Source organism: Microbulbifer maximicatervae (SeqCode), from assembly GCF_052466985.1.
This window is the reverse complement of sequence record NZ_CP174298.1, coordinates 1986998-2012424: the sequence shown is the minus strand read 5'-3', so window position 1 is coordinate 2012424 and position 25427 is coordinate 1986998. Positions and strand designations below refer to the sequence as shown.

At 49.3% G+C, this 25427-nt stretch carries 23 protein-coding genes; 12 read left to right on the top strand and 11 right to left on the bottom strand.

From position 1 onward, the window contains the following. Positions 1–75: 75 nt before the first annotated feature. Entirely contained in the window at positions 76–1713 is a 1638-nt protein-coding gene (locus ACJJI3_RS08685; protein ID WP_444942170.1) for an AMP-binding protein, read from the top strand. 183 nt (positions 1714–1896) lie between these two features. On the opposite strand, the gene ACJJI3_RS08680 is transcribed toward ACJJI3_RS08685, so the two are convergent. Both ACJJI3_RS08680 and ACJJI3_RS08675 read right to left on the bottom strand, forming a co-directional pair. Further along, entirely contained in the window at positions 1897–3648 is a 1752-nt protein-coding gene (locus tag ACJJI3_RS08680; RefSeq protein WP_444942169.1) for a M28 family metallopeptidase, read from the bottom strand. Positions 3649–3892: 244 nt separating this feature from the next. Then, a complete protein-coding gene (locus tag ACJJI3_RS08675; protein WP_444942168.1) occupies positions 3893–5092 on the bottom strand; it encodes a phosphatidylinositol-specific phospholipase C domain-containing protein in 1200 nt (399 codons plus the stop codon). A 288-nt stretch (positions 5093–5380) separates the two neighbouring features. Between ACJJI3_RS08675 and ACJJI3_RS08670 the strand changes: the two genes are divergently transcribed. Beyond that, positions 5381–6910, top strand: coding sequence for an MFS transporter (locus tag ACJJI3_RS08670; RefSeq protein ID WP_444942167.1), 1530 nt, complete (start codon positions 5381–5383; stop codon positions 6908–6910). A gap of 205 nt (positions 6911–7115) precedes the next feature. Here the strand turns inward: ACJJI3_RS08670 and ACJJI3_RS08665 are convergent, their stop codons facing one another. Then, positions 7116–8240, bottom strand: a complete 1125-nt coding sequence (locus ACJJI3_RS08665) for a M14 family metallopeptidase (RefSeq protein WP_444905787.1) — start codon at positions 8238–8240, stop codon at positions 7116–7118. 507 nt (positions 8241–8747) lie between these two features. Between ACJJI3_RS08665 and ACJJI3_RS08660 the strand changes: the two genes are divergently transcribed. Then, entirely contained in the window at positions 8748–9227 is a 480-nt protein-coding gene (locus ACJJI3_RS08660) for a hypothetical protein (protein WP_444905786.1), read from the top strand. 65 nt (positions 9228–9292) lie between these two features. Here ACJJI3_RS08660 and ACJJI3_RS08655 read toward each other — a convergent pair whose 3' ends face one another. Next, positions 9293–9913 carry a LysE family translocator gene (locus ACJJI3_RS08655; protein ID WP_444905785.1) on the bottom strand — a complete coding sequence of 207 codons (621 nt, stop codon included), beginning with the start codon at positions 9911–9913 and terminating at the stop codon, positions 9293–9295. A 61-nt stretch (positions 9914–9974) separates the two neighbouring features. On the opposite strand from ACJJI3_RS08655, the gene ACJJI3_RS08650 reads away from it, so the two are divergent. Both ACJJI3_RS08650 and ACJJI3_RS08645 read left to right on the top strand, forming a co-directional pair. Then, entirely contained in the window at positions 9975–10763 is a 789-nt protein-coding gene (locus ACJJI3_RS08650) for a TatD family hydrolase (protein ID WP_444942166.1), read from the top strand. After that, positions 10760–12418: an aminotransferase class V-fold PLP-dependent enzyme gene (locus ACJJI3_RS08645; protein ID WP_444942165.1), complete on the top strand. Its 1659-nt coding sequence runs from the start codon at positions 10760–10762 to the stop codon at positions 12416–12418. Before ACJJI3_RS08650 ends, ACJJI3_RS08645 begins: the two co-directional genes overlap by 4 nt. A gap of 1 nt (position 12419) precedes the next feature. On the opposite strand, the gene ACJJI3_RS08640 is transcribed toward ACJJI3_RS08645, so the two are convergent. After that, a complete protein-coding gene (locus tag ACJJI3_RS08640) occupies positions 12420–13616 on the bottom strand; it encodes an acyltransferase family protein (protein WP_444942164.1) in 1197 nt (398 codons plus the stop codon). Between the two features lie 138 nt (positions 13617–13754). Here ACJJI3_RS08640 and ACJJI3_RS08635 point away from each other — a divergent pair, with 138 nt between their 5' ends. Next, the gene (locus ACJJI3_RS08635; RefSeq protein WP_444912644.1) at positions 13755–14639 is read left to right on the top strand and encodes a LytR/AlgR family response regulator transcription factor; all 885 of its coding nucleotides are present in this window, start codon (positions 13755–13757) and stop codon (positions 14637–14639) included. On the opposite strand, the gene tcdA is transcribed toward ACJJI3_RS08635, so the two are convergent. The 4 genes from tcdA to ACJJI3_RS08615 all read right to left on the bottom strand — a co-directional run bounded on the left by tcdA (position 14636) and on the right by ACJJI3_RS08615 (position 16884). Beyond that, entirely contained in the window at positions 14636–15436 is an 801-nt protein-coding gene (gene tcdA, locus ACJJI3_RS08630) for a tRNA cyclic N6-threonylcarbamoyladenosine(37) synthase TcdA (RefSeq protein ID WP_282933452.1), read from the bottom strand. The two genes, ACJJI3_RS08635 and tcdA, sit on opposite strands and share 4 nt — an antisense overlap. Next, positions 15423–15872, bottom strand: coding sequence for a thiol-disulfide oxidoreductase DCC family protein (locus ACJJI3_RS08625; protein WP_444894339.1), 450 nt, complete (start codon positions 15870–15872; stop codon positions 15423–15425). Before ACJJI3_RS08625 ends, tcdA begins: the two co-directional genes overlap by 14 nt. Before the next feature lie 49 nt (positions 15873–15921). Further along, a complete protein-coding gene (locus tag ACJJI3_RS08620; protein WP_413665157.1) occupies positions 15922–16386 on the bottom strand; it encodes an FKBP-type peptidyl-prolyl cis-trans isomerase in 465 nt (154 codons plus the stop codon). A 138-nt stretch (positions 16387–16524) separates the two neighbouring features. Further along, positions 16525–16884, bottom strand: a complete 360-nt coding sequence (locus tag ACJJI3_RS08615) for a hypothetical protein (protein ID WP_444942163.1) — start codon at positions 16882–16884, stop codon at positions 16525–16527. A gap of 336 nt (positions 16885–17220) precedes the next feature. On the opposite strand from ACJJI3_RS08615, the gene ACJJI3_RS08610 reads away from it, so the two are divergent. The 4 genes from ACJJI3_RS08610 to ACJJI3_RS08595 all read left to right on the top strand — a co-directional run bounded on the left by ACJJI3_RS08610 (position 17221) and on the right by ACJJI3_RS08595 (position 21301). Next, entirely contained in the window at positions 17221–17643 is a 423-nt protein-coding gene (locus tag ACJJI3_RS08610) for an HIT family protein (RefSeq protein WP_413665159.1), read from the top strand. Between the two features lie 131 nt (positions 17644–17774). Beyond that, positions 17775–18584 (top strand): GIN domain-containing protein, encoded by an 810-nt coding sequence (locus tag ACJJI3_RS08605; protein ID WP_444905779.1) that lies wholly within the window; start codon positions 17775–17777, stop codon positions 18582–18584. A gap of 138 nt (positions 18585–18722) precedes the next feature. Then, the gene (locus ACJJI3_RS08600; RefSeq protein ID WP_444942162.1) at positions 18723–20180 is read left to right on the top strand and encodes a YcjX family protein; all 1458 of its coding nucleotides are present in this window, start codon (positions 18723–18725) and stop codon (positions 20178–20180) included. Beyond that, positions 20177–21301, top strand: coding sequence for a TIGR01620 family protein (locus ACJJI3_RS08595; protein ID WP_444942161.1), 1125 nt, complete (start codon positions 20177–20179; stop codon positions 21299–21301). The genes ACJJI3_RS08600 and ACJJI3_RS08595 overlap by 4 nt, the downstream gene beginning before the upstream one ends. Positions 21302–21379: 78 nt before the next feature. Here ACJJI3_RS08595 and ACJJI3_RS08590 read toward each other — a convergent pair whose 3' ends face one another. Continuing rightward, the gene (locus ACJJI3_RS08590; RefSeq protein WP_444927372.1) at positions 21380–21880 is read right to left on the bottom strand and encodes a hypothetical protein; all 501 of its coding nucleotides are present in this window, start codon (positions 21878–21880) and stop codon (positions 21380–21382) included. A gap of 241 nt (positions 21881–22121) precedes the next feature. Between ACJJI3_RS08590 and gorA the strand changes: the two genes are divergently transcribed. Then, positions 22122–23480 carry a glutathione-disulfide reductase gene (gorA, locus tag ACJJI3_RS08585; RefSeq protein WP_413665164.1) on the top strand — a complete coding sequence of 453 codons (1359 nt, stop codon included), beginning with the start codon at positions 22122–22124 and terminating at the stop codon, positions 23478–23480. Between the two features lie 87 nt (positions 23481–23567). Here gorA and ACJJI3_RS08580 read toward each other — a convergent pair whose 3' ends face one another. Continuing rightward, positions 23568–23924, bottom strand: coding sequence for an HPF/RaiA family ribosome-associated protein (locus ACJJI3_RS08580; protein WP_413665165.1), 357 nt, complete (start codon positions 23922–23924; stop codon positions 23568–23570). Positions 23925–24463: 539 nt separating this feature from the next. On the opposite strand from ACJJI3_RS08580, the gene ACJJI3_RS08575 reads away from it, so the two are divergent. Continuing rightward, on the top strand, positions 24464–25396 hold the full coding sequence (locus ACJJI3_RS08575; RefSeq protein WP_413665166.1) for a hypothetical protein: 933 nt from the start codon (positions 24464–24466) through the stop codon (positions 25394–25396). The last annotated feature ends 31 nt before the right edge of the window (positions 25397–25427 follow it).

The following is a 25427-nucleotide window of genomic DNA, read 5'->3' as shown; positions in this document are numbered from 1 at the left end:
GATATGGCAGCTTTCGCCTATGGAGACGGAAGGTGTGGGCAAGCGACGACAACAATCAGGAATGGGAGAAGAGAGTTGGACATTGATCGCAGCATACTTGATGTCTTTAAAGGCGCTTGCGCCAAATTCGGTGACCGGCCGGCTTTCACATGCCTGGGGCGTACACTTTCAATCAATGATATTGACACGCTAAGTGGAAAATTCGCCTCTTATTTACAAAATCATACCGACTTGAAGCCCGGTGATCGCATCGCTGTCCAGCTGCCCAACGTGCTGCAGTACCCAGTAGTTGTTTTTGGTGCACTGCGCGCAGGTCTGGTTGTAGTAAATACCAATCCGCTGTACACGCAGCGCGAGCTTAAGCATCAGCTGAATGATTCAGGGGCCAAGGCACTGATCGTACTGGCGAATATTGCCGATACCGCTGCTGCCGTGGTTGCTGAAACTGATGTAAAACAAGTTATTGTTACCAAAATTGCGGATCTGCACAGCCCGCTGAAACGTACCTTGATCAACAGTGTGGCGAAGTACGTTAAGAAAATGGTGCCCGAATTTTCGTTTGCCAATGAAGTTAGCTTCCGCGATGCCATGGCAAAAGGCGCTGAGCGTCCTCATAAGGATGTTGAGCGCACCAAAGAAGATATTGCGGTTCTGCAGTATACCGGCGGTACTACCGGGGTTGCCAAAGGGGCAATGCTAACAAATGGCAATCTGGTTGCGAATATGGAGCAGGTTCGTATCGCATTTGCCAGTGGTATGAAAGAAGGTGAGGAGTTCTATATTGCACCTTTGCCTCTTTACCATATCTACGCATTTACCATCCACTGCATGTGCCTATTCTCCACGGGCAACCACTCGTTGTTAGTGCCCAACCCGAGGGATATTCCGGGTTTTGTGAAGATGCTGAAAGGCCTGCGTTTCACCGGATTTGTTGGGCTCAATACCCTGTTCAATGGCCTGATGCGCAACAAGGATTTTGCTGAACTGGACTTCAGCAAATTGCACTCAACAGCTTCTGGTGGCATGGCGTTAACTCGCGATACGGCTAAGCGCTGGGAGGAAATGACCGGCTGTATGATCATGGAAGGTTACGGTATGACTGAAACCTCCCCGGTTGTTTCATTTAACCCTACTGATGGTGTTCAGCTGGGCACAGTGGGTGTTCCTGTTCCCGGTACTGAGGTCAAGGTTGTCGATGAGAATGGCAATGACCTGCCAAACAACTCTCCTGGCGAGCTGTGCGTGCGCGGACCTCAGGTGATGAAAGGCTACTGGCAGCGTCCGGAAGCGACAGCGGATACCATCGACAGTGAGGGTTGGTTGAATACCGGCGATATGGCTGTTATTCAGGATGATGGTTACATCAAAATCGTAGATCGCAAGAAGGACATGATTATTGTGTCCGGTTTCAATGTATATCCCAATGAAATTGAAGACGTGATCAGCGCGCATCCGAAGGTCACTGAAGCTGCCGCTATCGGTATCCCGGATGAGAAAAGTGGTGAGCAGGTGAAGCTCTTCCTGGTGAAGGCTGATCCATCTTTGACTGAAGATGAAGTTGTCGCCTACTGCCGTGAGCATATGACGGCTTACAAAGTGCCGAAGCATGTGGAGTTCCGTGAGGACTTACCCAAAACTAATGTGGGTAAAATCTTACGCCGCGAACTTCGCGATGAAGAGTTGAAAAAGCTTGAGGCTACTAGCGCTGCTTAAGTCGCTATTTAGCTAAAGAGCTCATTCGCATAAAAGGCCCTGCTGGAGACAGTGGGGCTTTTTTATTGGTTTCGATTCAGGGAGAGGCACCTGCAGCTAATGCAGGGTTGATGTTTGGGGTGGGAAGTTTGGTGGCACCGAGGAGGTGCCACCAAGGAAAAGCGGGATGTTTATCCTGCTTAGTTATTTGCGGCTTTCGGCACTGGCGTCGCGAATAGCTCGGAACTCATTGCCTTCATACCAGTTGGGCCAGTCGCGGCTGTTTGCCAACTTCAGGCCCAATTGCAGGCCCAGCTGCAAGTTCATAGCGGCGCCTTTCAGGTTCCAGTTGGGGTCGTATTCATCTCCCGGCTTGTGGTAGTGCTGGCTGAGATATTCCTTGTCCTTGGATTGTGCCCACTCCCGGCCGTGCTCATGGTTTTCGCTACCGGAATCAAAATACAGCATTGGCACGCCTTCTTTTGCCAGGCTGAAATGATCTGAACGATAGAAGTAACCGCGTTCCGGGTGCTCTTCAGCAGCCAGATAGCGGCCCTGCTTTTTGGCGGCTGCTTCTAAGAGATTTTCCAGCTCGCTGCTGCCGAAGCCTACGACGGTGATGTCTTTGGTGGGGCCCAAGACATTCATAGCGTCGAAGTTAAAGCCGGCAACCGTCTTTTCCAGAGGTTCAACTGGATTAGCGGCATAGTATTTGGAGCCGAGTAAACCGGACTCTTCAGCAGTTACTGCAACGAATACCAGGGAGCGATCAGCTTGATCCTCTTTTACTGCTTGGGCTGCAAGAGCAAGTAGTCCAGCGGTGCCGGTGGCATTGTCCACTGCGCCATTGAAGATATGGTCTTCGCCAGAAGCGTTTCGGTTGACCCCTAAGTGGTCCCAGTGGGCAGTGTAAACAATGGTTTCATCTGCGTACTTTTTGCCGGGTAACTTAGCAATAACATTGCGAGAGTTGGACTTCTCAAGGCTGTTGCTGAGTTCGATGCTGGCTTTGAGTTCCAGTGACTTAGGCTTGAATCCCGGTGCCTTTGCCGCTGCCATTTCTTCGGTCAAGTCGAGACCTGCTGCCTGGAACAGATCCTTCGCTGCCTGGTTGGTGATCCAGGCCTCAATCGCCACGCGATCGATATTCTTGTTTTCTGCTTCAAGGCTTACCTGGGCGCCAGACCAGGAGCCGCTCACTACCTCCCAGGGGTAACCGGCAGCACCATTCTCATGGATAATAATGGCCCCTGCGGCGCCCTGACGGGCAGCTTCTTCAAACTTGTAGCTCCAGCGACCGTAGTAGGTCATGGCATTGCCATTGAATAGAGCCTCATCTTGGGTGGCATAGCCGGGGTCATTCACCAGAATGACTGCGGTTTTGCCTTCCATATCCAGACCTGCGTAGTCATTCCAGTTGTTTTCTGGAGCTACGATGCCGTAACCGACAAAAACCAATTCGCTCTCATTAAGGCTGGATGCGCTGGTTTGGCGCTGGGTAAACGCGACCATGTCGTCAATCGGTTTTAGAACCTGGCCTACACCTTCGCCCTGAATAGTAAGGGGGGTGGATTGAATATCCATCTCTACAATGGGGACTTCCTGGAACCAGCTGGGGTTACCGTCGGAATCTACAGCACCAGGGGTAAGTCCGAGCGCCTTAAATTGCTTTGCCAGATAGTTTACCGTCAGCTCCTCACCTTTACTGGCGGGAGCGCGGCCTTCGAATTCATCGGAGGCCAATACGGCGACATGCTTGTGCAGGTCGGCAGCGACAATATCAATTTGAGCCTTCTCAGCGGCTTCCAAATTGAGCTTTTCAGTGCCGTGCTCGATATGTTCTTTATGGGAGTGCGCTTGTGAGCTGACTTCTTCGTTGCCCTTGCTACAACCGCTGATAACACCGCCGATGGCTATAGCCAAGCCAAGGCGGCGCCAGGTAGTAGGAATTCGCATAATTTTGTCCTGACAGTCTTGTTAGGAGGCAGATTATGCCTGATCTTGTCTTAACTAACGACATATCAGCGATCAGTTGAGAGTAGAGTGTGACTAGGCCCAGAGCTATATTCCCGTTTTGATAATTTAGTTGAATATGGTGACAGGGTTTGTGTTTGAGAGGGTTCAATAAAACTCGCCTTGGATAGGAGGCTCGGGCTTAGCCTCCTATCCAGCCTAAATCCCCAAGTCGAGATTTTTGAGGTTAATTGTGCTGCCAGTGGCCCTCAGTTATCTGGTCCTGATAGTTAATCCACACCTTGTCATAGCCAGTGGTTTCCTTGGCGCTTTTAAGGGCTTGGTTGTCCTGGCTATTGGTGGGGGCGGAAAACACATAGTCATTGCCCAGTGCCTGGCACACCCCGGCACCATAAGAGAATGGGCCTGTGGAGGCGCTGACCAGCCAGCTACCGTCAGCCGTGTTCTTACATGCGAAGCTATATTGGTTGCTGCAGTTGGCATCATTCCAGCGCCCGTTGCCCCACTGCATAGCGCAATCCTCATTGTTCAAGTTATTTGGCTCATTCTGATCCCATGACCAAATAGCTGCAGCGATGCGGCCATCGGTCGTATTCATATTATCGAGGTTGATTATGTTGTGACCTACAGCAAAGCCATTGCGCACATCGTCGGCTGTGATTCGTTCAATACCACCGCTAAAAATTTCTCCTATGGTGCCAATAGTGGTGCTGTCTTCCCACACTCGACCGATTTCCCCTAATCCGGTGAAGGCCATGTTCTTCATATCACCATTTCCAGAGCAGCCGCTATCTTTCCATACGACGACTTGTTTCCCGGCAGCAAGCACATCATTTTTTGTCAGGTTGCTGGGAATACTCTGGCAGCCGCCGCTGTAGAAAATCTTATCCCCGAATCGATCGGTTATTTGGTTGTAGAGATCTTGATGGCGCCCGTCAGAGTGGTCCTCGATATATAAAATGATGACTTCGTCCTGATTGGCGCTGTCATTTAGCCAATCCTTTATTTCGTTAAATCCTTCAGTCGCATACTTGTCATTGATACTGCAGAGCCCATGGCACAGAAGTAATCTTTTGGGGTAGGAAAAAAGGCTCTCCATTTTCGTTGTCCAATGGACATCCAGCTCTATAAAGCGAGCTCCCATGCGCAATTGATCTTTTATGGAATGCTCCTGTTGAGGGTCCAGGTAGCGGCATCCCACTGAGAAGTTACAGGCGCGATACACTTCTGAGTTGTAAGAATTGTGTGTCCCCAAAATATTGTTTTCACTCATGGGAGTGTGGTTGTCTATTTGACGCTGTAGATCCAAGGCTGTGCCTGTCCAGCTGTTTTGGAAATCAGAAATGCTATCGGCCCAAAGGGGGGGAGAGGCGAAGGAAAGTACAAATAGAATCGATAGGATCATCTGTCTGATAGTGTGTTTCATTATTTTTCTCCGGACTGAGTAGATGCGCTACCTTTGCAGTAGACGCTAGTGAATATTTTTTAATTTTTATTGGTGTGCGGTGCCTTAAGGTACCGTTTTATTATTTTTGCTTTTTACTACGAATTGGACTTTTTTGTCTATGTGATGAGGGTTGGTTTCTTGTTGTTTTCCGGCGACATCTTAATTCTATTGTTAATGGATGGATTGTGTAGCTCTCTCAGCAATAAATGCCGATAAATTATTCAGGATCTTTCCTTGCTTTAATTAACAAGCTGCATAAGGGGAATTATGCGACTAATGAATAAGTGGGTTGTTTTGCTTGGCTCCTTTCCAGCCACCTTTATATTGGGGTTGGACTACACCATTGTCAGTATTGCACTGCCGACAATCCAGCAAAGTTTAGGTGCATCCTTTATTCAAGCCCAGTGGGTTATGAATATATTTATGTTGATGCTATGTATCCTGATGGCCAGTATGGGGAGATTGGGGGATATTGTGGGCTCCCTGAAGATGCTCAATATTGGATGGGTATTACTTGCAGTTAGCTCCCTTTTCGCGGGATTGGCTGAGGATCCACTTTGGTTAATTGTCTGGCGGGCCTTTCAAGGTGTCTCCATTGCCATAATCGTGCCGAATAATATTGCTTTGCTGTCCCACACTTTTGTAGAAAAAGAAGCCGGATTTGCAATGGGATGGTGGATGTCGGTATTGGCTGTCGGCTTTGCTCTTGGTCCGGTATTGGGTGGGGTCCTATGTGAGTATTTATCTTGGAGGTCGATCTTTTTTATTAATATCCCCTTTGTGTTGGTTAGTATGGTGCTTGGTCTTTTTGTGATGCGGAGCCCGCAAAATTTAGATAAAGAAAAAAGTTATATTGATTGGCGTGGAATGATGCTCCTTGCGCTTAGTGTGGGTTCGCTAGTGGTGTTAGTAGTTGAAGGGGCGCAAGTGGGTTGGTTGAGCTGGCCGATACTGTTGTTACTGGTTATTTCTATATTAAGTTTTATTGCCCTTTTTCGTGTTGAGCGAAAACTGGAGCAACCGTTGATCCATTTTGCCTATTTTAAGAATTCGCTATTTTCCGCTTGTGTTTTAACTAATTTCAGCTTGTTGATATTTCTCATTTCTGCTTTCTTTTTATTGCCATTTTATTTGCATATTGTGCGTCAGGATACAACGGTAATGTCCGGCTTGATTTTGCTCCCTATTACCTTGGTAATGGCTTTGGTATCTCCTGTGGCGGGCAGAATGGCAGCTAATTCCGCACCTGCGGCTCCAATCTTAATTGGTGTCATATGTATTTTGATTGCGGCAATCGTAATGACACAATTCTCAGTGGATACCAATTTTTCGATGCTTTTGCTGGCTTTTATACCTTTCGGTGTGGCTTGGGGGTTTGTATTTAGTGCGACAGCCCCAATCGCTATTGGCGCTTTGCCGCCTAATAGTGCAGGTATAGCAACCGGTATGTTGTGGGGCATACAAAACATAGGCGCAGCACTTGGTTTGGCTGTAGTGGGTACTGTATTTCGAATAATGGAAAAACAGAGTTTGCTAAATCAATTGCAGGAAAGTGGGGTGCAGATTACCAGTGCACTGGAAAAATATATCGATGCATTGCTGATTAATCCTGAAAGGATAGAGCGTGGCGCAATGGGGATGTCTGCTGCTCTGCACAGTCGCATCGCTAACATGTTTAATGAGGCTTTTGCCCAGGCTTTTCAGTCGGTGATGTGGGGGTTGGTGGTATTTACTTTTCTTTTGTTGGTTGCTGTAGCTGTATTATTGAAGAAATCACAGCGTAATAAGAAAAGTTAGAGATGTTGTTTTGATGATCTCTGCAATTTTTGAAATATAGAGGCTGTCCTGTGACTTTTGGCTCAAAAATAAACGCCTACTCGGTTTTTATAAATAAATAATTGCAATAAGAAAAGTCTCTCTAAAACTGGGCTGCCGTTTGAAACAGCCCAGCTCAAATTAATTTCTCTTACCGGTAACGGTGATTTAGTTCACCGGATAGAGATTATTTGAGTGTTTTTAGCACTTCGCGAATTGGGAAAAGAATATCGCGAGCGAGTTGTTGGCTTCGCGCCGGGGACCATCCTTCGATCAAGTCGGGCAGGTCATCATTGTCTTTAAACGGCATCTCCAATGTTAGAGCCAGGGTGCGGAATTGATGTCCAGCCCAGGCGGTACCAATTGTCAGATTTGCTTCGCCGGGTTTATCCAGCTCATATCCATGCTCCGTTTGGAAGTCGGGGCTGACGGCCTCATAAGCTTGCTTAAATGTCTCTTCCAGCTTGGCGTGGCGCTCGTCATAGCCGGGAATACCTTCACAAGCCGCAACAAAGTTATAGGGCAGGGCTTCATCACCATGAATATCCAGGAAGATATCCCCTCCTAGCTCCAACATTTTCTCCCTGACCAAAAAGACTTCCGGGCTTCGCTCCATTGTGGGGTTGAGCCACTCACGGTTCAGGTTGGCGCCCGCAGCGTTAGTGCGCAGATGCCCGCGAACGCTGCCGTCGGGGTTCATATTGGGTACTACATAAAATACGGTATCTGCCAGCAAGCTTTGCGCAGTAGGATTGGCATGGTCGAGCAAGGTTTCCAGGAAGCCCTCAACAAACCATTCCGCCATGGTCTCTCCTGGGTGTTGGCGGGCAATCATCCAAACACGATGTTTCGCGGTGTCGGCATTGCCAACCGTGAGCATGGTCATATCGCGCTCATCAAGGGTTTTACCGAGAGTTTGCAGTTTGACCAGGTCGTGGCTCTGCGCCCAAGCGAGCAGATCCAGGTGGCGTTCCCAGGAGTAGGGGGCGAAATAGGCGAGATAGATGCTGGGTTCATCCAGGGTTACAGTGAAGTCCAGAGTATTGCCGTCGTAGTTGGCGCCAATTCTGAACCAATTTTGACGATCGTATGAGGCACAGATGCGGTAGTTTTCCCAGCCTTCCGGGTAGGCGGATTTGCCGGCATTAACGATGCGCAAGGGATAGCTGGTGCCAATATCGCCTTCCAGACGAAAGTGAAACCATTGGTAGAAGTCAGAATTGTTGTCCTGACGGATTGCTAGCTCAATTGGATTGCTATCGGTATTGATAACTTCGATATTGCCGCTGTCAAAGGCGCTGCTGATATACATGTAGAGAGCTCCACTCTTGTTCTTGGGCGCAGGATACAGCGGTAGGGGGAATTTTCCAGGAAGAAAGGTAGGGGATCTCGCCAATTTTGGGTGCGATAGGACGAAATCTCCTTTATTTAGTGAAATAGAAAAGCACGGTATCGATAAGGATACCGTGCTTTAGCCAATCCCTGGCGGCACCTGCTACGACTACTGCTCCCTGAAATTTCCGGTGTCGGACCCCAGGCGACTGCTTACTGCCCGGTCAGATCACAAGTGCGTCACTCCACACTGTCAGAAATTAGTAAATCTCCTTAACATCCCGCAGCAAGTGCTGGTTAAAGTTTAGGCAATCGAGCCTGCTTGATGTTGTACGAACGTTTCGATCGGCGTAAATTTGATGATCTTTTTGTCTCAGGGCTATCTGACGTGAATTTGTACAGATAGAGAATAGGTCCCATGGCATTAGTGGGAATAGAAAGAACAAGTAATAGCTCCGCATAGGGGGCTTTCGTGAGAGGTGACACCATGAATAGAGTGATTAAACGAAGTATCGTGGCATCCGCTGCGCTTGTAACAGTGATGAATCTGAGCGCCTGTGGCTATTTCCTGTACCCGGAGCGCAAAGGGCAGGCGGGTGGGCGAGTTGATCCTGCGGTCGTAATCTTGGACGGCGCAGGCCTGCTATTTGGCTTGCTGCCGGGCATAGTGGCTTTCGCTGTCGATATTACCAATGGCACCATTTATTTGCCGCCAGGGCATAGCTCGGTTTTTGATCGCCATTTAAGCAGTACTGACCAGGGGGCACCTGCGGAGGTTACAGACGAAGAGGGGCAGGTCTGGATCCGACTTCCGGTGGAGGGCGTCGATGAGAATACCCGACTAGAAGTACTCAGTGATCAGTTGTCAGGGATAACAGGGCAGCAAGTAGATGCTGAAGATATTGTTTGGTTACAGGACTCAGCCGAGCTTCGTGCAGTAAGCCGTTTTCAGGCTGCGTCTCGCTAGTTTTTCCCAGCTTTGAGCGCCTCGGGAGTTGAAGGCTCCCGAGCTTAAGCTGTAGAAGAGACCTTTCAGGTGGCTGCGCCAAAGGGGGTAAGCCCCTCGAGGGCCAAGGGGATAACGCTTGCAGCAAGCAACAATCCCATAGCAATGTTAAAGCTTCGCAAGTAGCGTGGTTCAGTCAGGAACCGTTTTAGCCCAACGCCAAAGAATAGCCAAATGGCAACGCAAGGCCCGCCAATGGTGATAAATGCCAGTGCAACCTTAACAACTCCCGACCATATTTCTGTGCCGGGACTGGTGAAAGCAGCCAGTGCTCCAGTGGCCATAATCCAGCCTTTAGGATTGATCCACTGAAAAGCCATCGCCTGAGTAAAGCTCAGGGGTTGGCTTGAATTTCCAGAACCCATTTCCCGGGTCGAACCAATTATCCATGCCAGGTAGAGTAAATAGGCAATGCCTGCCCAGCGAATAACTTCATGCAGAAAAGGGAAGTGATTGAAGACGGTTCCCAGTCCCAAGCCAATGGCAACCACCATGGCGGGAAATCCCAGCCAAATTCCCAGTAGGTGAGGTGTTGAACTGTAGATGCCGTGATTGAGTCCTGAGGACATAATCATCAGGTTATTAGGGCCCGGTGTAATACTGGCTGAGAAAGCAAAAAGGGCGATCGGCAAAAGAGATTCAATCACAGGTGTACCAGAGGAAAAGGCGACTTCATGCTAATATGCGCGCGAATAATGGGTATCACAAGTGAAATTTATAGACAGTCATTGCCACTTTGATTTTGAGGTTTTTTCTCTGGACCGGGACCAGGTGTGGCAAAGATGTCTCAATGCCGGAATAGATAGGGTCATTATCCCCGGCGTTTGCGAGGCTCAGTGGCAGTCGTTGGGCGCTCTGGTATCGGAACAGCCCGGTTGGATGATGGCTGCTGGTGTTCACCCTTGGTGGGTGAAGAAAATCCCGCAAGATTCCCGTTGGCGGGAAAACCTGATGGAGTTGGGAGTACGGCTTAGTGAGAGCCTTGAGAAATACTCATGTGTCGCTGTTGGAGAGTGTGGCTTGGATGCCTCTATCGGCACTGACTTGAATAAGCAGGAAGATATTCTCAAGCTTCATTTGGAGATTGCTAGTAACCATGAACTGCCGATTATTCTGCATGTTCACCGGGCCCACAATGAACTCCTGAGGCTGTTAAAGCAATTCAAGCTCCCGCGGGGAGGTGTGATCCACGCTTTCAGTGGAAGTGAGCAAACGGCGCAAGAGTACTGGAAGCGCGGCTTCTATCTGGGTATCGGTGGAACAATTACTTACCCACGGGCAGCGAAAACCCGACGGGCTGTGTCACGTGCGCCGCTGGAGAGTTTACTGCTTGAGTCGGACGCCCCGGATATGCCTCTTTCAGGTCAGCAGGGTATGCGTAATAGCCCTGAAAACCTTTCTAAAATTGCACAAGCACTGGCTGATTTACGGGGAGTTTCCGTGCGGGAAATCGCCAATGCTACCTGTCGAAATACTGAGAAGTTATTTTCCCTATGAGTTTTTCCGCTGAATCATTCAGGCAGTCATTTCCCCTCTTTGCTCAAGAGGAGAATAAGGAGTTGGTATACCTGGATAATGCTGCAACGACGCAGAAACCAGAGAAAGTGATTAATGCTGTACGCGATTACTATGTGCACAGCAATGCCAATACGCACCGCTCTAGTCACCGTCTAGCCCGTAAGGCTACAGAGATGGTGGAGCGAGTGCGTCGCCAAGCGGCACAATTTGTTAATGCTGCCAGCACAAGGGAAATTGTATTTTGTCGCGGTGCTACTGAGGCACTGAATTTGTTGGCGCACAGCCTGTGCAGTGAGTTGCAGGCTGGGGATGAAATTGTCATCTCAACAGCGGAGCACCATGCAAATATTATCCCTTGGCAGATGGCGGCCAAGCGATTCAATTTGAGTTTACGCTATGTACCCCATGTAGCGGGTGTCCCGGAATTTGATCGCCTGGGAGAAGTGCTGAATGAGCGCACAAGAATTGTATCCCTGACCGGCGGTTCCAACGCACTCGGATTGCGTCCGGACCTGGCTGCAGTGAGGCAATTGCTGCGCAGAAAGCACTTGATGTGGATTGTTGATGGCGCCCAGTTGGCAGCCCATGAAGTGATTGATGTGCAGAAAATTGGCTGTGATTTTTTTGTTTCCTCCGCACATAAGTTTTACGGCCCGTCAGGAATTGGTTTCTTATACGGTAGGGAAACACTTTTGGAATCTATGCCACCATGGCTGGGTGGTGGAGAAATGATCTCCGACGTTGAACTTGAAACGAGTCATTATGCAGGCTTGCCGCACAAATTTGAGGCAGGCACTTCTCCGCTGGCGGCAATAGCGGGTCTTGGAGCGGCACTGGAATTTCTTGAGCAGCAAGATAGGGTCGCAATAGCGGCGCATGAGCAGAAATTGGTGCGATGGATACATCGCGAACTGATAGCGTCCCCCAATTTTAGGGTTATCAGCCAAGTGCGCCACAATCTGGGTATTGTCTCTTTTGTGCCTATTCATGGTAGCGCTGCCGATTTAATGCACTGGCTGGACGAGCGCGATATTGCAGTGAGAGTAGGCCATCACTGTGCACAATTGTTAGGTAAAGAGAGCGGTGATTTGGTGACGGTCCGAGCATCAGTCGCAGCCTACAATACCGATAGTGATATTCAGGCTTTTTTGCAGGCCCTGAAAGAGTACTGTGAGATCCAGAAGTCAATTGAACAGGGGGATAGTATTCAGAGTGATGAATGGGCCAGGGATGATTTTTCCTCGTTATTGCTAGAGAGTTTGGTTTCCCAGCGCAACTGGCAGGGACGTTATAGAGAATTAATGCTGTGGAGTAAAACTATTGCCCGAAAGCCCGAGATACGTACCGAAGAAAACCTGGTGCGGGGTTGTGAGTCTGCAGCTTGGTTAGCGCACCGGACAGAGGGTGGTAGGCACTATTTTGGATTGGAAAGCGACAGCCGGGTTGTAAAAGGCCTGGGTGCGTTATTACTTTCACAAATTGATGGCCGCACGGCTACTGAGATTCGAGAGAGAGATCTTTCTCTGTTATTTGCTGAGCTGGGACTCGGTAAGCACTTAAGTGAATCGCGCAGCAATGGTTTTTACGCATTGCTGCAACGTGCTTTGAATCTGGTGGAGCAGACCTCCCATTAACTTAACTGGAGCGGGGTATGGGGGCCTCCACCTCAATAGGCCCGATATTGGAAATAGGCTTTAAACCAAACAGCGGCCGCAAAACTGGATTTCTTCGGATGATAAATTCATATGAAGCCCAGCAGCCAAAAATAGTGATTAATAATACTAGTAAGGGCTCCAGGATGGGCCCCAGGGCGAGTTGCCCTAATTGATACACAGCGATTACGGTAATGGTTTGATGGAGGATATACCAGGGATAAACCGCTTCAGTGGCATAGGGTAACCAGCGGAATTGCTTATTGAGAAATTGATAAGCGCAGGCTAAAACAGCCAGGATCCATACCCATCGATTTGTATAGATAACAATAAAAAGCAGTATTTTTTGGGCGGGCATACTGCTATCAGGTAGTACTCGATCAAATAATAGATATAGGGCGAAAGTGAGGGGCGCTGCAATAACCAAGTGACTGCGCAATCTTGCCAGTATTTCCCAGGGGGCGTTACTGCTGACCAGCAAGTAGCCGCAGAAGAAATAAGTAAAAAATCTGGCATGGGTGTACCAGTCGTCGACGACGGCATAGTTTATCCCACCAAAGCGCGGAAATAGGACCAGGCCGTATACCATCATGGGTACAAGCGGCAGAATTAGCAGTTGCCAAGATTTAATATTCTCCATGAATCGGCCCAGCCACCGTTGGTGTTTAAACCACAGGGCTAGAGGAATAAGGGCCAGGGTGTAGCATGCCAGATAGGGTAGATACCACAGGTGGTTCCAGGTCAGGCCAAACTCACTTCCAGCAAAGGCATTTTCTGGCCAGGGGCTGAACGAGAAGTACTTCAGCAGGAAAGATAAGTATCCAGGCTCAATAATGCCGTTGCTTAGCGCTTCATAGTAGGCCTGGGGTGGAACCACCACCAGCATTCCAAATGCCAGCGGAATCAATAGCTGCTTCATTCTTCTCAGTAAGTAACCCCCAGTGCCCAGCTTGTGGAAGAGAAAATAGCTGGCTGCACCTGAAATCAGGAACAACAACGGCATCCGCCACTGGTTAACCGCTAGCATTACCAGTTGTAGTGGCTCGCTTTGGTAGCTGCTTTTTACATGCCACCCCCATTCCGCGACATAGGCCATTCCCAGGTGGTAGAGAATAAGTAGGCCAAAGGCTAGTACACGAAGGGCGTCAATATCGTGGCGTCTCTGTGTTATTGAATGCATAGGTTTCGTCGTTCGAGGCTGTTTTAGTCGCTTGCTATGCTCCCGTTAGTATTTGCCATTAGCTATCCCAAAGTGCCGATTTGTAGGGTATTAGGGGCCAGTGGTGGTTTTTGGGGGTGAATCGGGGGTAGACTGCCGATGAATTTTTATACTGGTTCAGGAGCAATGACGGTTCAGCAGTATTTGACGCACCGGCGACAGTTTGAGGTGGGGTTCTGGGTGTTGTTTTTTGTCGGCCAGTGGCTTGTTCAGTTCGCTTTGGCATACTTTGATCACCGCCGCTGGGGTTCTATTTTTCAGCCATGGGAATTTCTGGTGTGGGAGGGAACCAGTATCCTAATGATCGCAATCTTATTTCCGTTGATATTGCTTCTTGATCATTATTTTCCCCTGCGCAAGGGGATAGTTCGGCAGAACTTGGCCATACATTTATTTTTCACTTTGCCTTGGTCCTTGGTCCACGTTTCCGGCATGGTGTTTATGAGGACGGTCATTTACCACCTTAATGACGGTTCCTATAACTTTGGTAACTGGCCTGTAGAATTTTTCTATGAATATCTCAAAGATATTCAAACCTATGCCGCTCTTTTAAGCTCTGTTTATTTGTACCGCTTCTTATTGGTACGTTTACAGGGTGAGGCGCGCTTACTAGAAGAGCCAGATGAGGGAGATGCTGCTGAGCCAGTAGAAAGGCCAGAGCGTCTTCTGGTGAAAAAGCTGGGAAAAGAATTTCTGGTTAATGTGCAGGATATCGAATGGGTAGAAGCTGCTGGCAACTATGTCAATCTGCACTTGGGCGATAGAATTTACCCCCTGCGGGAGACTATGACCAAGTTACTGGAGCGTTTGGATCCAGGATCATTTGCTCGCATCCACCGCTCCTATATTGTGCGCTTGGACTCTATTGCGGAGATTGAACCCCTGGAGAGCGGTGATGCGCGTATTCACTTGGTTGGTGGCCAGCTGATCCCGGTGAGCAGGCGCTACCGCGATCAGCTGAGGGCTCAATTAACCCCGGCTTAGTTTTTTGCCTGGAGAAGTCGCTCGATGGCCCGGTTGGCGGCCAAAAACCCAAAGGTGCCGGTAATCATAGTTGCCGCACCAAAGCCGCCACTGCAGTCTAATTTAACACCGTCCTGCATAGCGCTCTTCTGTTGGCATACTTGCCCATCTGGCTGCGGGTATACCATTGCTTCAGTGGAAAAGATCGCATCGATGCCAAACTGGCGCTTGCGGCTCTTCTGGAAGTTGTGAAAGCGGTATAGATGTTGGCGGACTTTTGCCAGCATCGGATCATTAATTGTACGGCCGAGATCGGCGCACTCAATGCGATCGGGGGAGCGCTTACCTCCTGCGGAACCAACCGTTATCAAGCGTATTTTTCGGGCTTTACAGTAAGCGATCAGGGCGGCTTTTACCCGTGCGGAGTCTATTGCATCAATCACCACATCGATAGGGTGTATATCAGGATTGATCAGCTCTGAGAAATTGTCATTAGCGATAAAGTCCTCTTCCGTATGAACTGTAATCTCCGGGTTAATCTGCCGTAGGCGCTCTGCCATCACCTCGACCTTGATATGGCCTACAGTATCGGCGAGTGCGTGGCTCTGACGATTGGTATTGGTGATGCAGACGTCATCCAAGTCTATTAGCGTCAACTGGCCAATGCCGCTTCGCGCCAAGGCCTCTGCGGTCCAGCTCCCTACGCCACCAATACCGATCACCAATATGTGAGCAGAGGATAAAATTTCGAGGGCCTTATCGCCATACAGGCGAGCAATGCCGCCAAATCGCTGTAAATACTGGTCAGACAAGCTCATCTGGGGTCTCTTCAGGTACATCTTCCAAAAACCGCTGTTTGTCAGCGTCACACGGCAATAGGCAACTTTCCCGTTGACCAAACCAGCGATAGCGGTTTCGAGCAACCAAGTCGTAGAGCCAATCCCTTGCCGGGCGGGGAATGTAGCGCAAAATGGCCAATAAACGCCAGGGTTGTGGTAGGCGGCTGGCAATTCTCAGTGCCGCTTCACTTTTGTAAAAGGATTGGTAAGTGCCACCATGTCGTTCCAGCAAAATCATGGTCTGGTAAGTGTCCAGCGGCAGGTTCAGCTGTTTAAGGAAGTGCTGGCCTGCATTGGACTGCACTCGGCACAGGGTAAAGCGCTGCTCTCTGTCGCGCTTGAGTATTAGTTGACTCCAGCTATTGCACAGGTTGCAGATGCTATCAAACAGGATGATGTTGTTTGGCAATGACATTGGGGAAGGGGGGAACGCCGCGCGGCTGGCGGCGCTTCATATCATGGGATCAGTGCACGTGGCCGTGATCAACTTCTTCGGCAGTCGCTTCGCGTACAGAAACAACTTCAATTTCGAAGTGCAGCTCAACGCCGGCGAGGGGGTGGTTGCCATTGATAGTGACTTCGTCGCCGTCGATGTCGATAATTTCCACTTCAATCGGGTGGCCTTCGGTGCTCTCTGCACGGAATGCCATGCCTACAGATAACTCTTCAACACCACCAAAGGCACTGCGCGGCATGGTTTGGATCAGCTCCGGGTTTTGCTCGCCGTAACCGTCTTCTGGTGCGATTACCGCAGTAAATTTATCACCAGGTGCCTTTTCCAGCATCTCGCGCTCAAGCCCAGGAATGATATTACCAACCCCTTGCAGATATTTGAGCGGCTCTCCATTGGCTGAGGAGTCAATGACTGTTCCGTCAGCATCTTTCAGGGTGTAGTGGATCTCCACAACTGTGTGGTTGGCAATCTTCATGAATAATCTCTGATATAAAAGAGTATGTGAATGAGCGCTTACCGCTGCGCAATAAAACGGGGGGTAAAGGCTGTGAAGCGCAATTGTATTGACAGGGCGGGCGCGCCGCAACTTGTGCGTGCGCGCCGCTGATAAAGATTAGCAAGCGATTGACAGGTCCTGCTCACAACCGCCATAGAGATTGGTTACGATCGCAACCAGTTGTGTGCTGAAGTCAGGGCGATAGCCCAACTCCAATAGGCGACCCTCGAAATACTCCAGCATTGAATCGAATAGCTCTGGGTTTAACCCCCTGGCTAAAAAACGGGCGCGACTACTCCGGTCTGGTTCCGGTGTAGATGACAACGCATGGCTCAAAAACTGAGCTTGACGACTTAATTGTTTGCGGAAATCACAAGTTTCGTAGGCTGAAAGGTGGTAGCTGAGAGCACCGTAAAATTCACTGACTGTACGGTTGACAAATTTAGTACCACCGACCTGATCCAACAGGCTTTCCATATCTCTCCCCCCGGTGAGCAGTTGGCACTGATTTAAAGTTTATCCGCAGAGCCGAAAAAGTATTTTGGTAACGAGAAGCACAATGTGCATTGGCTCAATGGCGGTACTGCATTAATTGGTGTCGAGCCTAAGACATATTCTTTCAGTATGCCAACTTGGTTTAAGAAAATTGTCATTCTGTTCGACAGGTTGTCACATATTGGGGGTTTATTTCGCCAAAGAAGAAAATCTATGTTTGCGCAAGTATTTTCTAAGCCTTTACACTTTATTTTTTCTTCTTGGTGTTAGACTGCACGCTTGCACCAAATAATAAATTTCAACCTTTTGAGATAATTTATGGCAAGTATTTTTACTCAGATAATTAATGGCGATTTACCTGGCAATTTTATTTGGAGAGATGAAAAGGTCGTAGCTATTTTGACCATTTCACCCATTAAGGCTGGTCATTGTTTGGTCATCCCTGTTGAGGAAATTAATCATTGGGATGATGTTCCGGAGGAGCTGGCGAGTCATCTAATGCTGGTTGCGCAAAAGGTGGCGAAAGGGCTGAAAGCAACTTACTCACCGAAGCGAGTGGGCGTGATGATCGCTGGGATTGAAGTGCCACATACCCATATCCACCTGATACCCGTAGATGAATTGTCAGACTTTGACTTCTCTAAGCAAAAGCCTGCTTCTTCAGAGCAGTTGGCACATGAGGCGGAAAAGATCCGACAATCCTTAAAGGAGCTGGGCTTTAGCGAGGCGGAGTGCGGCTAGGTCGTTAAGATTGATTTTTTAGACTTATCGGTCATATGGTGTCCCCAAAATATTTGTGGGACACTGCATCCAAGTCCCCCGCTTACTGAGTCACATAGGTATGAACTGGTAATAACGATGAGATTCCTCTAATGATGATTTTGAAGAAGACACTCTTTGCCCCGCTGGTAGTAGTCCTCGCCACAGTCGCTGCGTTTTGCACTAATGCCCAGGCAGAAGAAATGGAAACTAAGCGTTTCGATATGGAAGGGTTCACTCAGGTGTCTCTCAAGGGGAGTTCTCACTTGAAGTTGATTCAGGGAGACAGTTTTGAAGTTGTCGCTGTCGGCCCTGTCAGCACAATGCCCTACGTCAAAGTTGAGGTAAAAGGGGAAAGGTTGGAGTTATCCGTTGAGGAAAACACCCAGAATCTTTTTGGATTTGTCACCATATCCCGAGGGCAGGGAGATGAAGTTAACTTCACCGTGACGATGCCTAAAATTGAGGCTCTTAAGGTGACTGGCTCTGGTGAGGCTAGATCTTCAAGTGTTGAGAGTGAGGGCCTAACTTTGGGGGTGACGGGCTCAGGAATGATCAATATCGACAAGGTCGCCGCAGAATCCTTGAAAGCGTATGTTACTGGTTCCGGTGATTTGTTCCTCAACAAGGCATTGACTGTCAAAGGGGAAGTAGCGGTGACAGGCTCTGGCGACATGAAGATAAGTACTATTACCGGTGAGAGTTTACTTGCGGAGATACAAGGTTCCGGCGATATGTTGGTTGGCGGGCGAGTTGCCGATGTGAACGTTCGCCTCATGGGTTCAGGTGATTTTATTGGCCGCAGTCTGCGCGCCGATAATGCCAGCGGTTCAATAATGGGATCGGGTGATATTGTCTTGAAACGGCCGGGAACTGACTCCTTCTCAGTGATGGGGTCGGGAGACGTAGCGCTGGTCGACTAAGTGGCGGCTCCTGAGCCCCCTTGCATCTAAGGCGTTCGGCCAGAGGGCTGTGCGCCTATTTCTTTTTGGGGGTATTCTTGAGCCTCCATCATCCTCTCTATCCCCATTTCTGGAAGTCAGCTTTATATGGAGCCCAAAGTGACAGAGTGTGTGTCGCTGGACCGCGAAGATTCTATGTCTCGCGAGAGTCAATCTCGCCCACATTTAAAAGGAAAACTACGGCGCTGGAGCCGAGAGGCCCAGGATAAATCCCACTGGGCCGCCGAGCGCTTGTTGGACCGACGCATCTGTATCGGTATCACTGGGCTCAGTGGTGCTGGCAAGTCCACGTTTCTCACCAGTCTGATATACCAACTCTGCAATCCGGAGAAGTCTCAATTACCTGGTTTTGCCCCTGCGCTCAATGGCGATCTGTTGGGGGCAGAGTTGAAGCCAGCGCTGGACTCTGGTTTGGCGCCATTTGACTATCAGACCTGCCTGTCGGCACTGATGGCTGAGCCACCTAGTTGGCCACAGAGTACTAGAGATGCTTCGGCTATGGAGTTACACATCCATTTACGCAGCCGGCGCCGTTTTCGGGGTAATGGTAGAAAGACGTTGGTAGTGGAGTTGCGTGACTACCCCGGGGAATGGTTGATGGACTTGCCGCTATTGCGTATGGATTACGCAGAGTGGTGTCGTCATCAAGCACACCTATTTTCTACAGATGCGCGATCAATGCTGGCCCCCCGGTTGATAGCTCAGCTGGCAGCACTGTCCCCCCAGGCGAATGCCAGTGAAGTAAATTTGGACGAATTATGGGGGGAATACCGAGCTTATCTTCTGAGTTGCCGAACCAAGTTGAATCTCAGTTATTTACAGCCTGGTAGAGCGCTGCTAGACGAGGAGGCGTACGGGGTAGTCCCACTCCTGGATTTGCGTGGTTTAGATGCTGGGCAGTTAGCTGCTTTGTCTGAGAGTAGTGTTTTTAAGGTTTTGCAGGCGCGTTACGAACGCTATGTGCGGGCGCAGGTAAAACCCTTTGTAGATAGCCATTTTCGACATATCGATCGACAACTGGTACTGGTAGATATGATTGGCACTCTATTTGCTGGTGAACAGTCCCTGGAAGATATGCGTCTGGCATTTGCTCATATTGCCGATACATTCCGCTATGGCGAATCGGGGTTTTTAAGCAAGCTATGGCGCCCAAAGGTTAATCGACTCCTTTTTGCTGCGACTAAAGTCGATCAGGTACTTGCTGCCGACCACGATGCTTTGAGGCAGCTTCTAGGCCAGCAGTTACAACAGACTTTCTCCGATGCCCGTCACCGGGGTTTGCCGGTATTTAGTGAGGCGATTGCCGCGGTTCGCTGCTCTAGAGAGGGGCAGAAGAATGGACGGAGAATGCTGATGGGTTATGACCTCGAAGGGCAGTATTTGGGTTTTGAGAATGCGGAAATTTTTGCCCAGGCGCCCTATGAAGAGCAGGGGTGGAGCCACTATGCGGGAGCTGCACCACCACAGCTGCGGCCTCCAGTGGGAATGCAGGAAGGACATATTCCACATATACGGGTGGATGCTCTTTTGAACCTTCTGTTGGGAGATAAGGTTTGATTAACAGTGATAAAAATACTGAGTACCGTCGCGAAACACGTATCGAGTCGCTAGATGAGCCTGGACAGGAGGTCTCGCACAGAGATGCGACGCGGGTGGAACCGCTTGCGGATGAGTCAGTGGAGATTCCTAGGTCAATAACCACTGGAGAGTCTCTTCCTGATCGGATTGCTTTCTCCGAGTTGCGCCTACCCACTTTCCGGTTTAAGTGGCTAAAGCCAGCAGTGCTCTCTGCGCTTGCAGTAGTGGTGGTCGTGGTCGGATGGGAGTTTTATGGACTTTATCAATGGGCGGTCGATAAACACTGGGGATTGGGACTTTTTGTGGCTGTTTTGATGGCGGGCTTCAGTGCAATCATTGGTAGTTCCGTGTGGGAGTTTTTCCGAGCGGGGCGCCCACTGAACAAGCTTGAAAAAACTCAGGCAATGGCTGCCGAGGCCCGAGACTGCCGCAGTCACCAAGAGGCGCAAGTATTCAGGCGCAATTTGCAGGAGCATTTTGCCGGTAAGCCCCAAGGTGTACTGCTCAATCGAGTTCTAGATGAGGCAGCTGACTATTACGATAGCAGTGAGTTGTTAGAGCATTTAGAGGTTACCTTCTTAAATGCCCTTGACCAAGAGGCTCTAAGGAGAGTCGTGCGCCACTCAACGAGCACTGGTGCACTGGTTGGGCTGAGCCCTTTTGCCAGTATCGATATTCTGGTTGCCCTGAGGCAGTCACTGCGAATGATTGATGATGTGGCGCAGATTTATGGTGTGCAGCCGTCTCTTGTGGTGCGATGGCGCTTGTTCAAGAGGGTTTTGTCTTTGGTCGCCTACACTGGCGCGAGTGAGTATGCGATCAGTGAAATGTGGCCGGAACTTGTTGGCGATAGCATGCTGAGCACAGTATCTGTGCGTTTGGGGCAGGGGGTCGGAGCCAGTCTATTTGTTGCGCGTATCGGCCTGGCGACAATGCAAAGCTGTCGGCCAATCCCTTTTACTGAAAAGCAGCGCCCTCGCCTGAGATCAGTTATGGCCCGTATTGGGGGTGGCCTTAAAGAGAGGATGCCCGAGTTGTTTTCTATGGTTGGGCTTAGCTCGCGAAAGGAAGCAAGGGTTCGGAAGGCGGGTACCGAGTAGCTACTGGGATCGTAAGCAAATCTCTTGGGCTGCCTATTTTATGTAAGGGGGCGAAAATCTGCCCCCTTAGTCAGCAACTTATTGAAACTGTTTTTTCATCAACATGCGGGTGTGATGTCGATCAACCAGCCGGGCCAGGGCTTCATAGCGGCGCTGTATGAAGGGGGCGGGGTTGTTATTTCCCGATTCATCCCGATATTCAACACCAGACCGGACGTGTTGGAGTTCCTTGGCTAACTCTCTGATGGCGGTGAAGATCTTTTGTGTATCGTCTTTGCTGTGAAATACTGAGCTTTTTGTGGTGTCTGTCAAGTAATCATCACACTCGCTCAGCCAGTCCAACCTCTGTTCGAGAAACTGTATTGTATTGCGAATTCCCCCGGTGTATTCGGGGTTGAAGTTATGGTTGATATACTTGTCGAGGCTACGCATGCCCGAGCCGACAAATTGTTCAACCACATCGCCACAGTATTTTTCTGACAGATAGGATGGATGAGACTTTGCGCTGCTTAAATTGCTGATGAGCAGTAGAGAGGTAAGCAATAGGGCGCGCTGCATCACTGCATTTGGGTATTTCATATTATTGCCCATAGGTTTTGCTCTTATTAATGACTGTTATTTTATCCGCCTCAGGTTTTTTTGTTGTGCAATTTCCTCTGGCGGGCTGATATCTGTGACAGCAGTCACATGAATATCCAAAGCGAAGTCAAGTGTCAACGGTTATTAAGTAAGAATTGTCAGCTTGAGATGGTTGTTCACAGAAAACTTATTGTCGGGCTGTTTAAAAATTATTCGAAGCATAGCTGAGTGGGAGTTTATTTTGGCTGAGTATGATTTTGATCTGTTTGTTATTGGTGCCGGCTCTGGTGGCGTGCGTGCAAGTAGGATGGCTGCTGCACAAGGAATGAAGGTCGCTGTGGCTGAAGACCGCTATATGGGGGGGACCTGTGTAAATGTAGGTTGTGTTCCCAAAAAATTATTTGTTTATGCGAGTGGCTATTCCGCAGGCTTTTCTGATGCTCGAGCCTATGGCTGGAATAGCGCGGGAGTTGAGTTTGACTGGCCAACGCTGCGGGATAACAACGCAAAAGAAGTTGCTCGACTCAATGGGATTTATCGCAATTTGCTGGATAACTCTGGGGTGGAAACCCTAAATGGCAGAGCCAGCATCAAAGGTCCTCACAGTGTTGTTGTTAACGGCAAAGAAATTACTGCAGAGCGTATTTTGGTGGCGACAGGCGGATGGCCATTTATTCCGAATATTCCGGGACGGGAATTTGCGCTGACTTCCAATGAAGTTTTCTCAATGGAAAACTTTCCCAAGCGAGTTTTGGTTGTTGGTGGGGGTTATATTGCCGTCGAATTTGCAGGCATCTTTGCTGGTCTCGGCGCGAACGTGCACCTCTCTTATCGAAGAGATTTATTCTTGCGAGGATTCGATCGAGATATTCGCACTTTTGTTCGCGATGAGATGCAGAAGAAAAATATCGATCTAAAGTTTAACCACAACGTTGTTTCTATTGAGAAGCTTCAGGATGGCAGCTTGCTCGCTCATGCCGATGATGGTTCCAGTATTAATGTAGATATGGTGCTTTACGCTACTGGGCGCGTAGCAAATGTTGAAGGGTTGGGGCTAGAGGAGCAGGGTGTTGTCTTGCACAAGGATGGCACAATCTCTGTGGACGATAATTTTAGAACTAGTGTGCAGTCAATCTATGCACTGGGAGATGTAACGGGTGAGCCTCAGCTTACTCCTGTTGCCTTGGCGGAGGCTATGGCCTTGGTTAAGCATTGGCGCACTGGAGAGACGGCTGAAATTGACTATAACAACATTCCTACAGCGGTATTCTGTCAACCGAATATCGGAACTGTGGGGTTGTCCGAAGAAGAGGCGCGGGACTCTGGACTCGACGTCACTATTTATAAGTCGGAATTCAGACCAATGCGTCACACTGTGAGTGGGAATACAGAGCGGACATTGATGAAGCTGGTTGTAGATGCGTCCAACGACAAGGTGATTGGCGTGCATATGGTTGGCGATGACGCAGGGGAGATTATTCAGGGGATGGCCGTAGCACTTAAGGCAGGAGCTACCAAAAGCACCTTTGATTCAACGATTGGAATTCACCCCACCGCTGCTGAGGAGTTTGTAACTATGAGAACTCCAGTTGCAGGTTAGGTGCTGTTGTTACGCTGTAGATATAAGTTGCAGTTGTGAATAATGAAAAAGGCGGCATTTTGCCGCCTTTTTTGTGACTCCCAGTTTTTAGCTGGGTTCTTCTACAACCTCTTGTAGGGCTTGGTGCCGCCGTGTTTTCTTGCGTTCACTACGCTCTTTCAAGCAGCGCTCGGCGGAGGCGAATGTGTCGTTTACCGCTCGGTGTATGGATTCGTTCTCACTACTAATAGTCACGGGATTGCCACTAATCGCAAGCTCTAGTGATGCCTTGAAGTGTCTGCCTTTAGTTTTGTGTTGATGGGGAGCTTCGAGGACTACGCGACTATGTATGATGTCGCCACAATAACGTTCCAGCTTGTTTAACTTCTTGGATACGGTAGTCGCCAGGGCGGCTGACTTGTCGATGTCGCGGAACACAATGTTATCGTTAGGCGCTGATTTCATGGGCACATACCTCCGGTTAAAAGAAACCATGCAGGCCGCTGTTGCGGTTTGCTGTAAAGAAGGTAGGGCGCCCTAGTGGGAGGGTTCGAGGCTGCAGTTGAAGCGCCGAGCTGCCGGAATCGCAACGATTGTTTGCTGACAAAGCAGCTTAGGGTGTTTTACGTCCGGGTCGGGTTTCCGCTGAGTCCAGCGATCTTCTCCCTGGTATCCATAATGCTTCCGCCAAAAAAAAAATCAAGCGCTATCGCAGAAAAATTTCATATAAATTTTGGAGTGGTGTCACTGTGGTGACTCAATATTGTGGATTTGAAGGTTTATTGATCAGCTAGTTGGCTCAGGTGAACGCAAGGTCATTGCTCATAGCTTGCTCCCTGCGTAAAATTGACCATATTGCGCAGTAGCTTCACTCTGTCGTAGATTCAGAGTCGCTGCGCTTCCAAAACACGAAACACATCAATTCGAGAAATGGGTTCACGACGATGGCGGTAAAGCGGTGTTGCTCGCTCCTTTTGGCGGGCTTAGTAGTTATGGGTGGGGCAGTGGCACAAGCACAGACGCCCCTCACGGCGGAGAAGAACCGTCTTGCGCGATTGGAGCAGTCTCTTGAAAATAGGAGTGTTGGGCTCGAGGATGTCGAAAATGAGCTGCTCTCCTATGAATATAAGCTCGAGCAGGCCCAGAAATCTCTCGATGACCTGCGCTTGGAATACGAAGCGAGTCGCCAGGAGCTCAATCAAGCGACCCGGGCTCATGAGTCAACCCCCAATTCAGATACTGAGCGTCGCCTGAAGAAGGCTAAGCATGCCTTCGCTATGGCGGAGAGAGGTGTCGATAGCCGTTCACGTCGTCTCGAGTTTATTAAAGAAAATCATCAGCAGCTTCAACAAAAACTGGCTGAAGAGAAACAGGCAATTGCTGATGCCAAAGCTAAGATTTCTGCCCAGCAGGATAAAATTAGCAAGATGGTTGAGGATATGCTGGCAAAGGCTGAGGCGTCCGAGAGAAGGGCAGCTATGGCGCGAGCTGCTGCTACTAATGAGAAACCAAAACCCCCGCAAATTAAAGCTCAGGTCGAGCCGCCAAAGCGCGAGGAGCCCGCTAAAAAAGTGGAAGCTGTTGCTAAACGAGAGATCGATGCCGACTTGTTGGATTATGTAAAGCGGGAAACAGCACGCCTGAGTGATCTCCTGGCTGACGAAGAAGGTAACGATAGAAAAACGTTCCGGGATCTTGAGTTGCGGCCAATTGGGGGGGAAAGAGTGCCCTTTGAGTTTTTGGGGGAAAATCAATATCGCTTGGTGACTACCGTTGAGTCAGGTCGCCAAACTTATAAAATTAACACTTGGAAATTCCGCCGTACAATTCCGGCTGAGGATGATGGGGCTCGCTATGTCTTTATTTTTGATGCGCGTCGTCTGTCTCGACCAAGATTGGTTATGTATCCGGAGTATGTGCTGTCAGAGTTGAATTAATTGTTCAGTGAACAAGTAAATAAAAAAGCGA

What these genes read in the sequence shown, in the direction of transcription:
- ACJJI3_RS08680 (WP_444942169.1), bottom strand. Translation starts at nt 3,648, where the DNA reads ATGCGAATTCCTACTACCTGGCGCCGCCTTGGCTTGGCTATAGCCATC.
- ACJJI3_RS08675 (WP_444942168.1), bottom strand. Translation starts at nt 5,092, where the DNA reads ATGAAACACACTATCAGACAGATGATCCTATCGATTCTATTTGTACTT.
- ACJJI3_RS08670 (WP_444942167.1), top strand. Translation starts at nt 5,381, where the DNA reads ATGCGACTAATGAATAAGTGGGTTGTTTTGCTTGGCTCCTTTCCAGCC.
- ACJJI3_RS08665 (WP_444905787.1), bottom strand. Translation starts at nt 8,240, where the DNA reads ATGTATATCAGCAGCGCCTTTGACAGCGGCAATATCGAAGTTATCAAT.
- ACJJI3_RS08660 (WP_444905786.1), top strand. Translation starts at nt 8,748, where the DNA reads ATGAATAGAGTGATTAAACGAAGTATCGTGGCATCCGCTGCGCTTGTA.
- ACJJI3_RS08645 (WP_444942165.1), top strand. Translation starts at nt 10,760, where the DNA reads ATGAGTTTTTCCGCTGAATCATTCAGGCAGTCATTTCCCCTCTTTGCT.
- ACJJI3_RS08640 (WP_444942164.1), bottom strand. Translation starts at nt 13,616, where the DNA reads ATGCATTCAATAACACAGAGACGCCACGATATTGACGCCCTTCGTGTA.
- ACJJI3_RS08635 (WP_444912644.1), top strand. Translation starts at nt 13,755, where the DNA reads ATGAATTTTTATACTGGTTCAGGAGCAATGACGGTTCAGCAGTATTTG.
- tcdA (WP_282933452.1), bottom strand. Translation starts at nt 15,436, where the DNA reads ATGAGCTTGTCTGACCAGTATTTACAGCGATTTGGCGGCATTGCTCGC.
- ACJJI3_RS08625 (WP_444894339.1), bottom strand. Translation starts at nt 15,872, where the DNA reads ATGTCATTGCCAAACAACATCATCCTGTTTGATAGCATCTGCAACCTG.
- ACJJI3_RS08620 (WP_413665157.1), bottom strand. Translation starts at nt 16,386, where the DNA reads ATGAAGATTGCCAACCACACAGTTGTGGAGATCCACTACACCCTGAAA.
- ACJJI3_RS08615 (WP_444942163.1), bottom strand. Translation starts at nt 16,884, where the DNA reads ATGGAAAGCCTGTTGGATCAGGTCGGTGGTACTAAATTTGTCAACCGT.
- ACJJI3_RS08610 (WP_413665159.1), top strand. Translation starts at nt 17,221, where the DNA reads ATGGCAAGTATTTTTACTCAGATAATTAATGGCGATTTACCTGGCAAT.
- ACJJI3_RS08605 (WP_444905779.1), top strand. Translation starts at nt 17,775, where the DNA reads ATGATGATTTTGAAGAAGACACTCTTTGCCCCGCTGGTAGTAGTCCTC.
- ACJJI3_RS08590 (WP_444927372.1), bottom strand. Translation starts at nt 21,880, where the DNA reads ATGAAATACCCAAATGCAGTGATGCAGCGCGCCCTATTGCTTACCTCT.
- ACJJI3_RS08580 (WP_413665165.1), bottom strand. Translation starts at nt 23,924, where the DNA reads ATGAAATCAGCGCCTAACGATAACATTGTGTTCCGCGACATCGACAAG.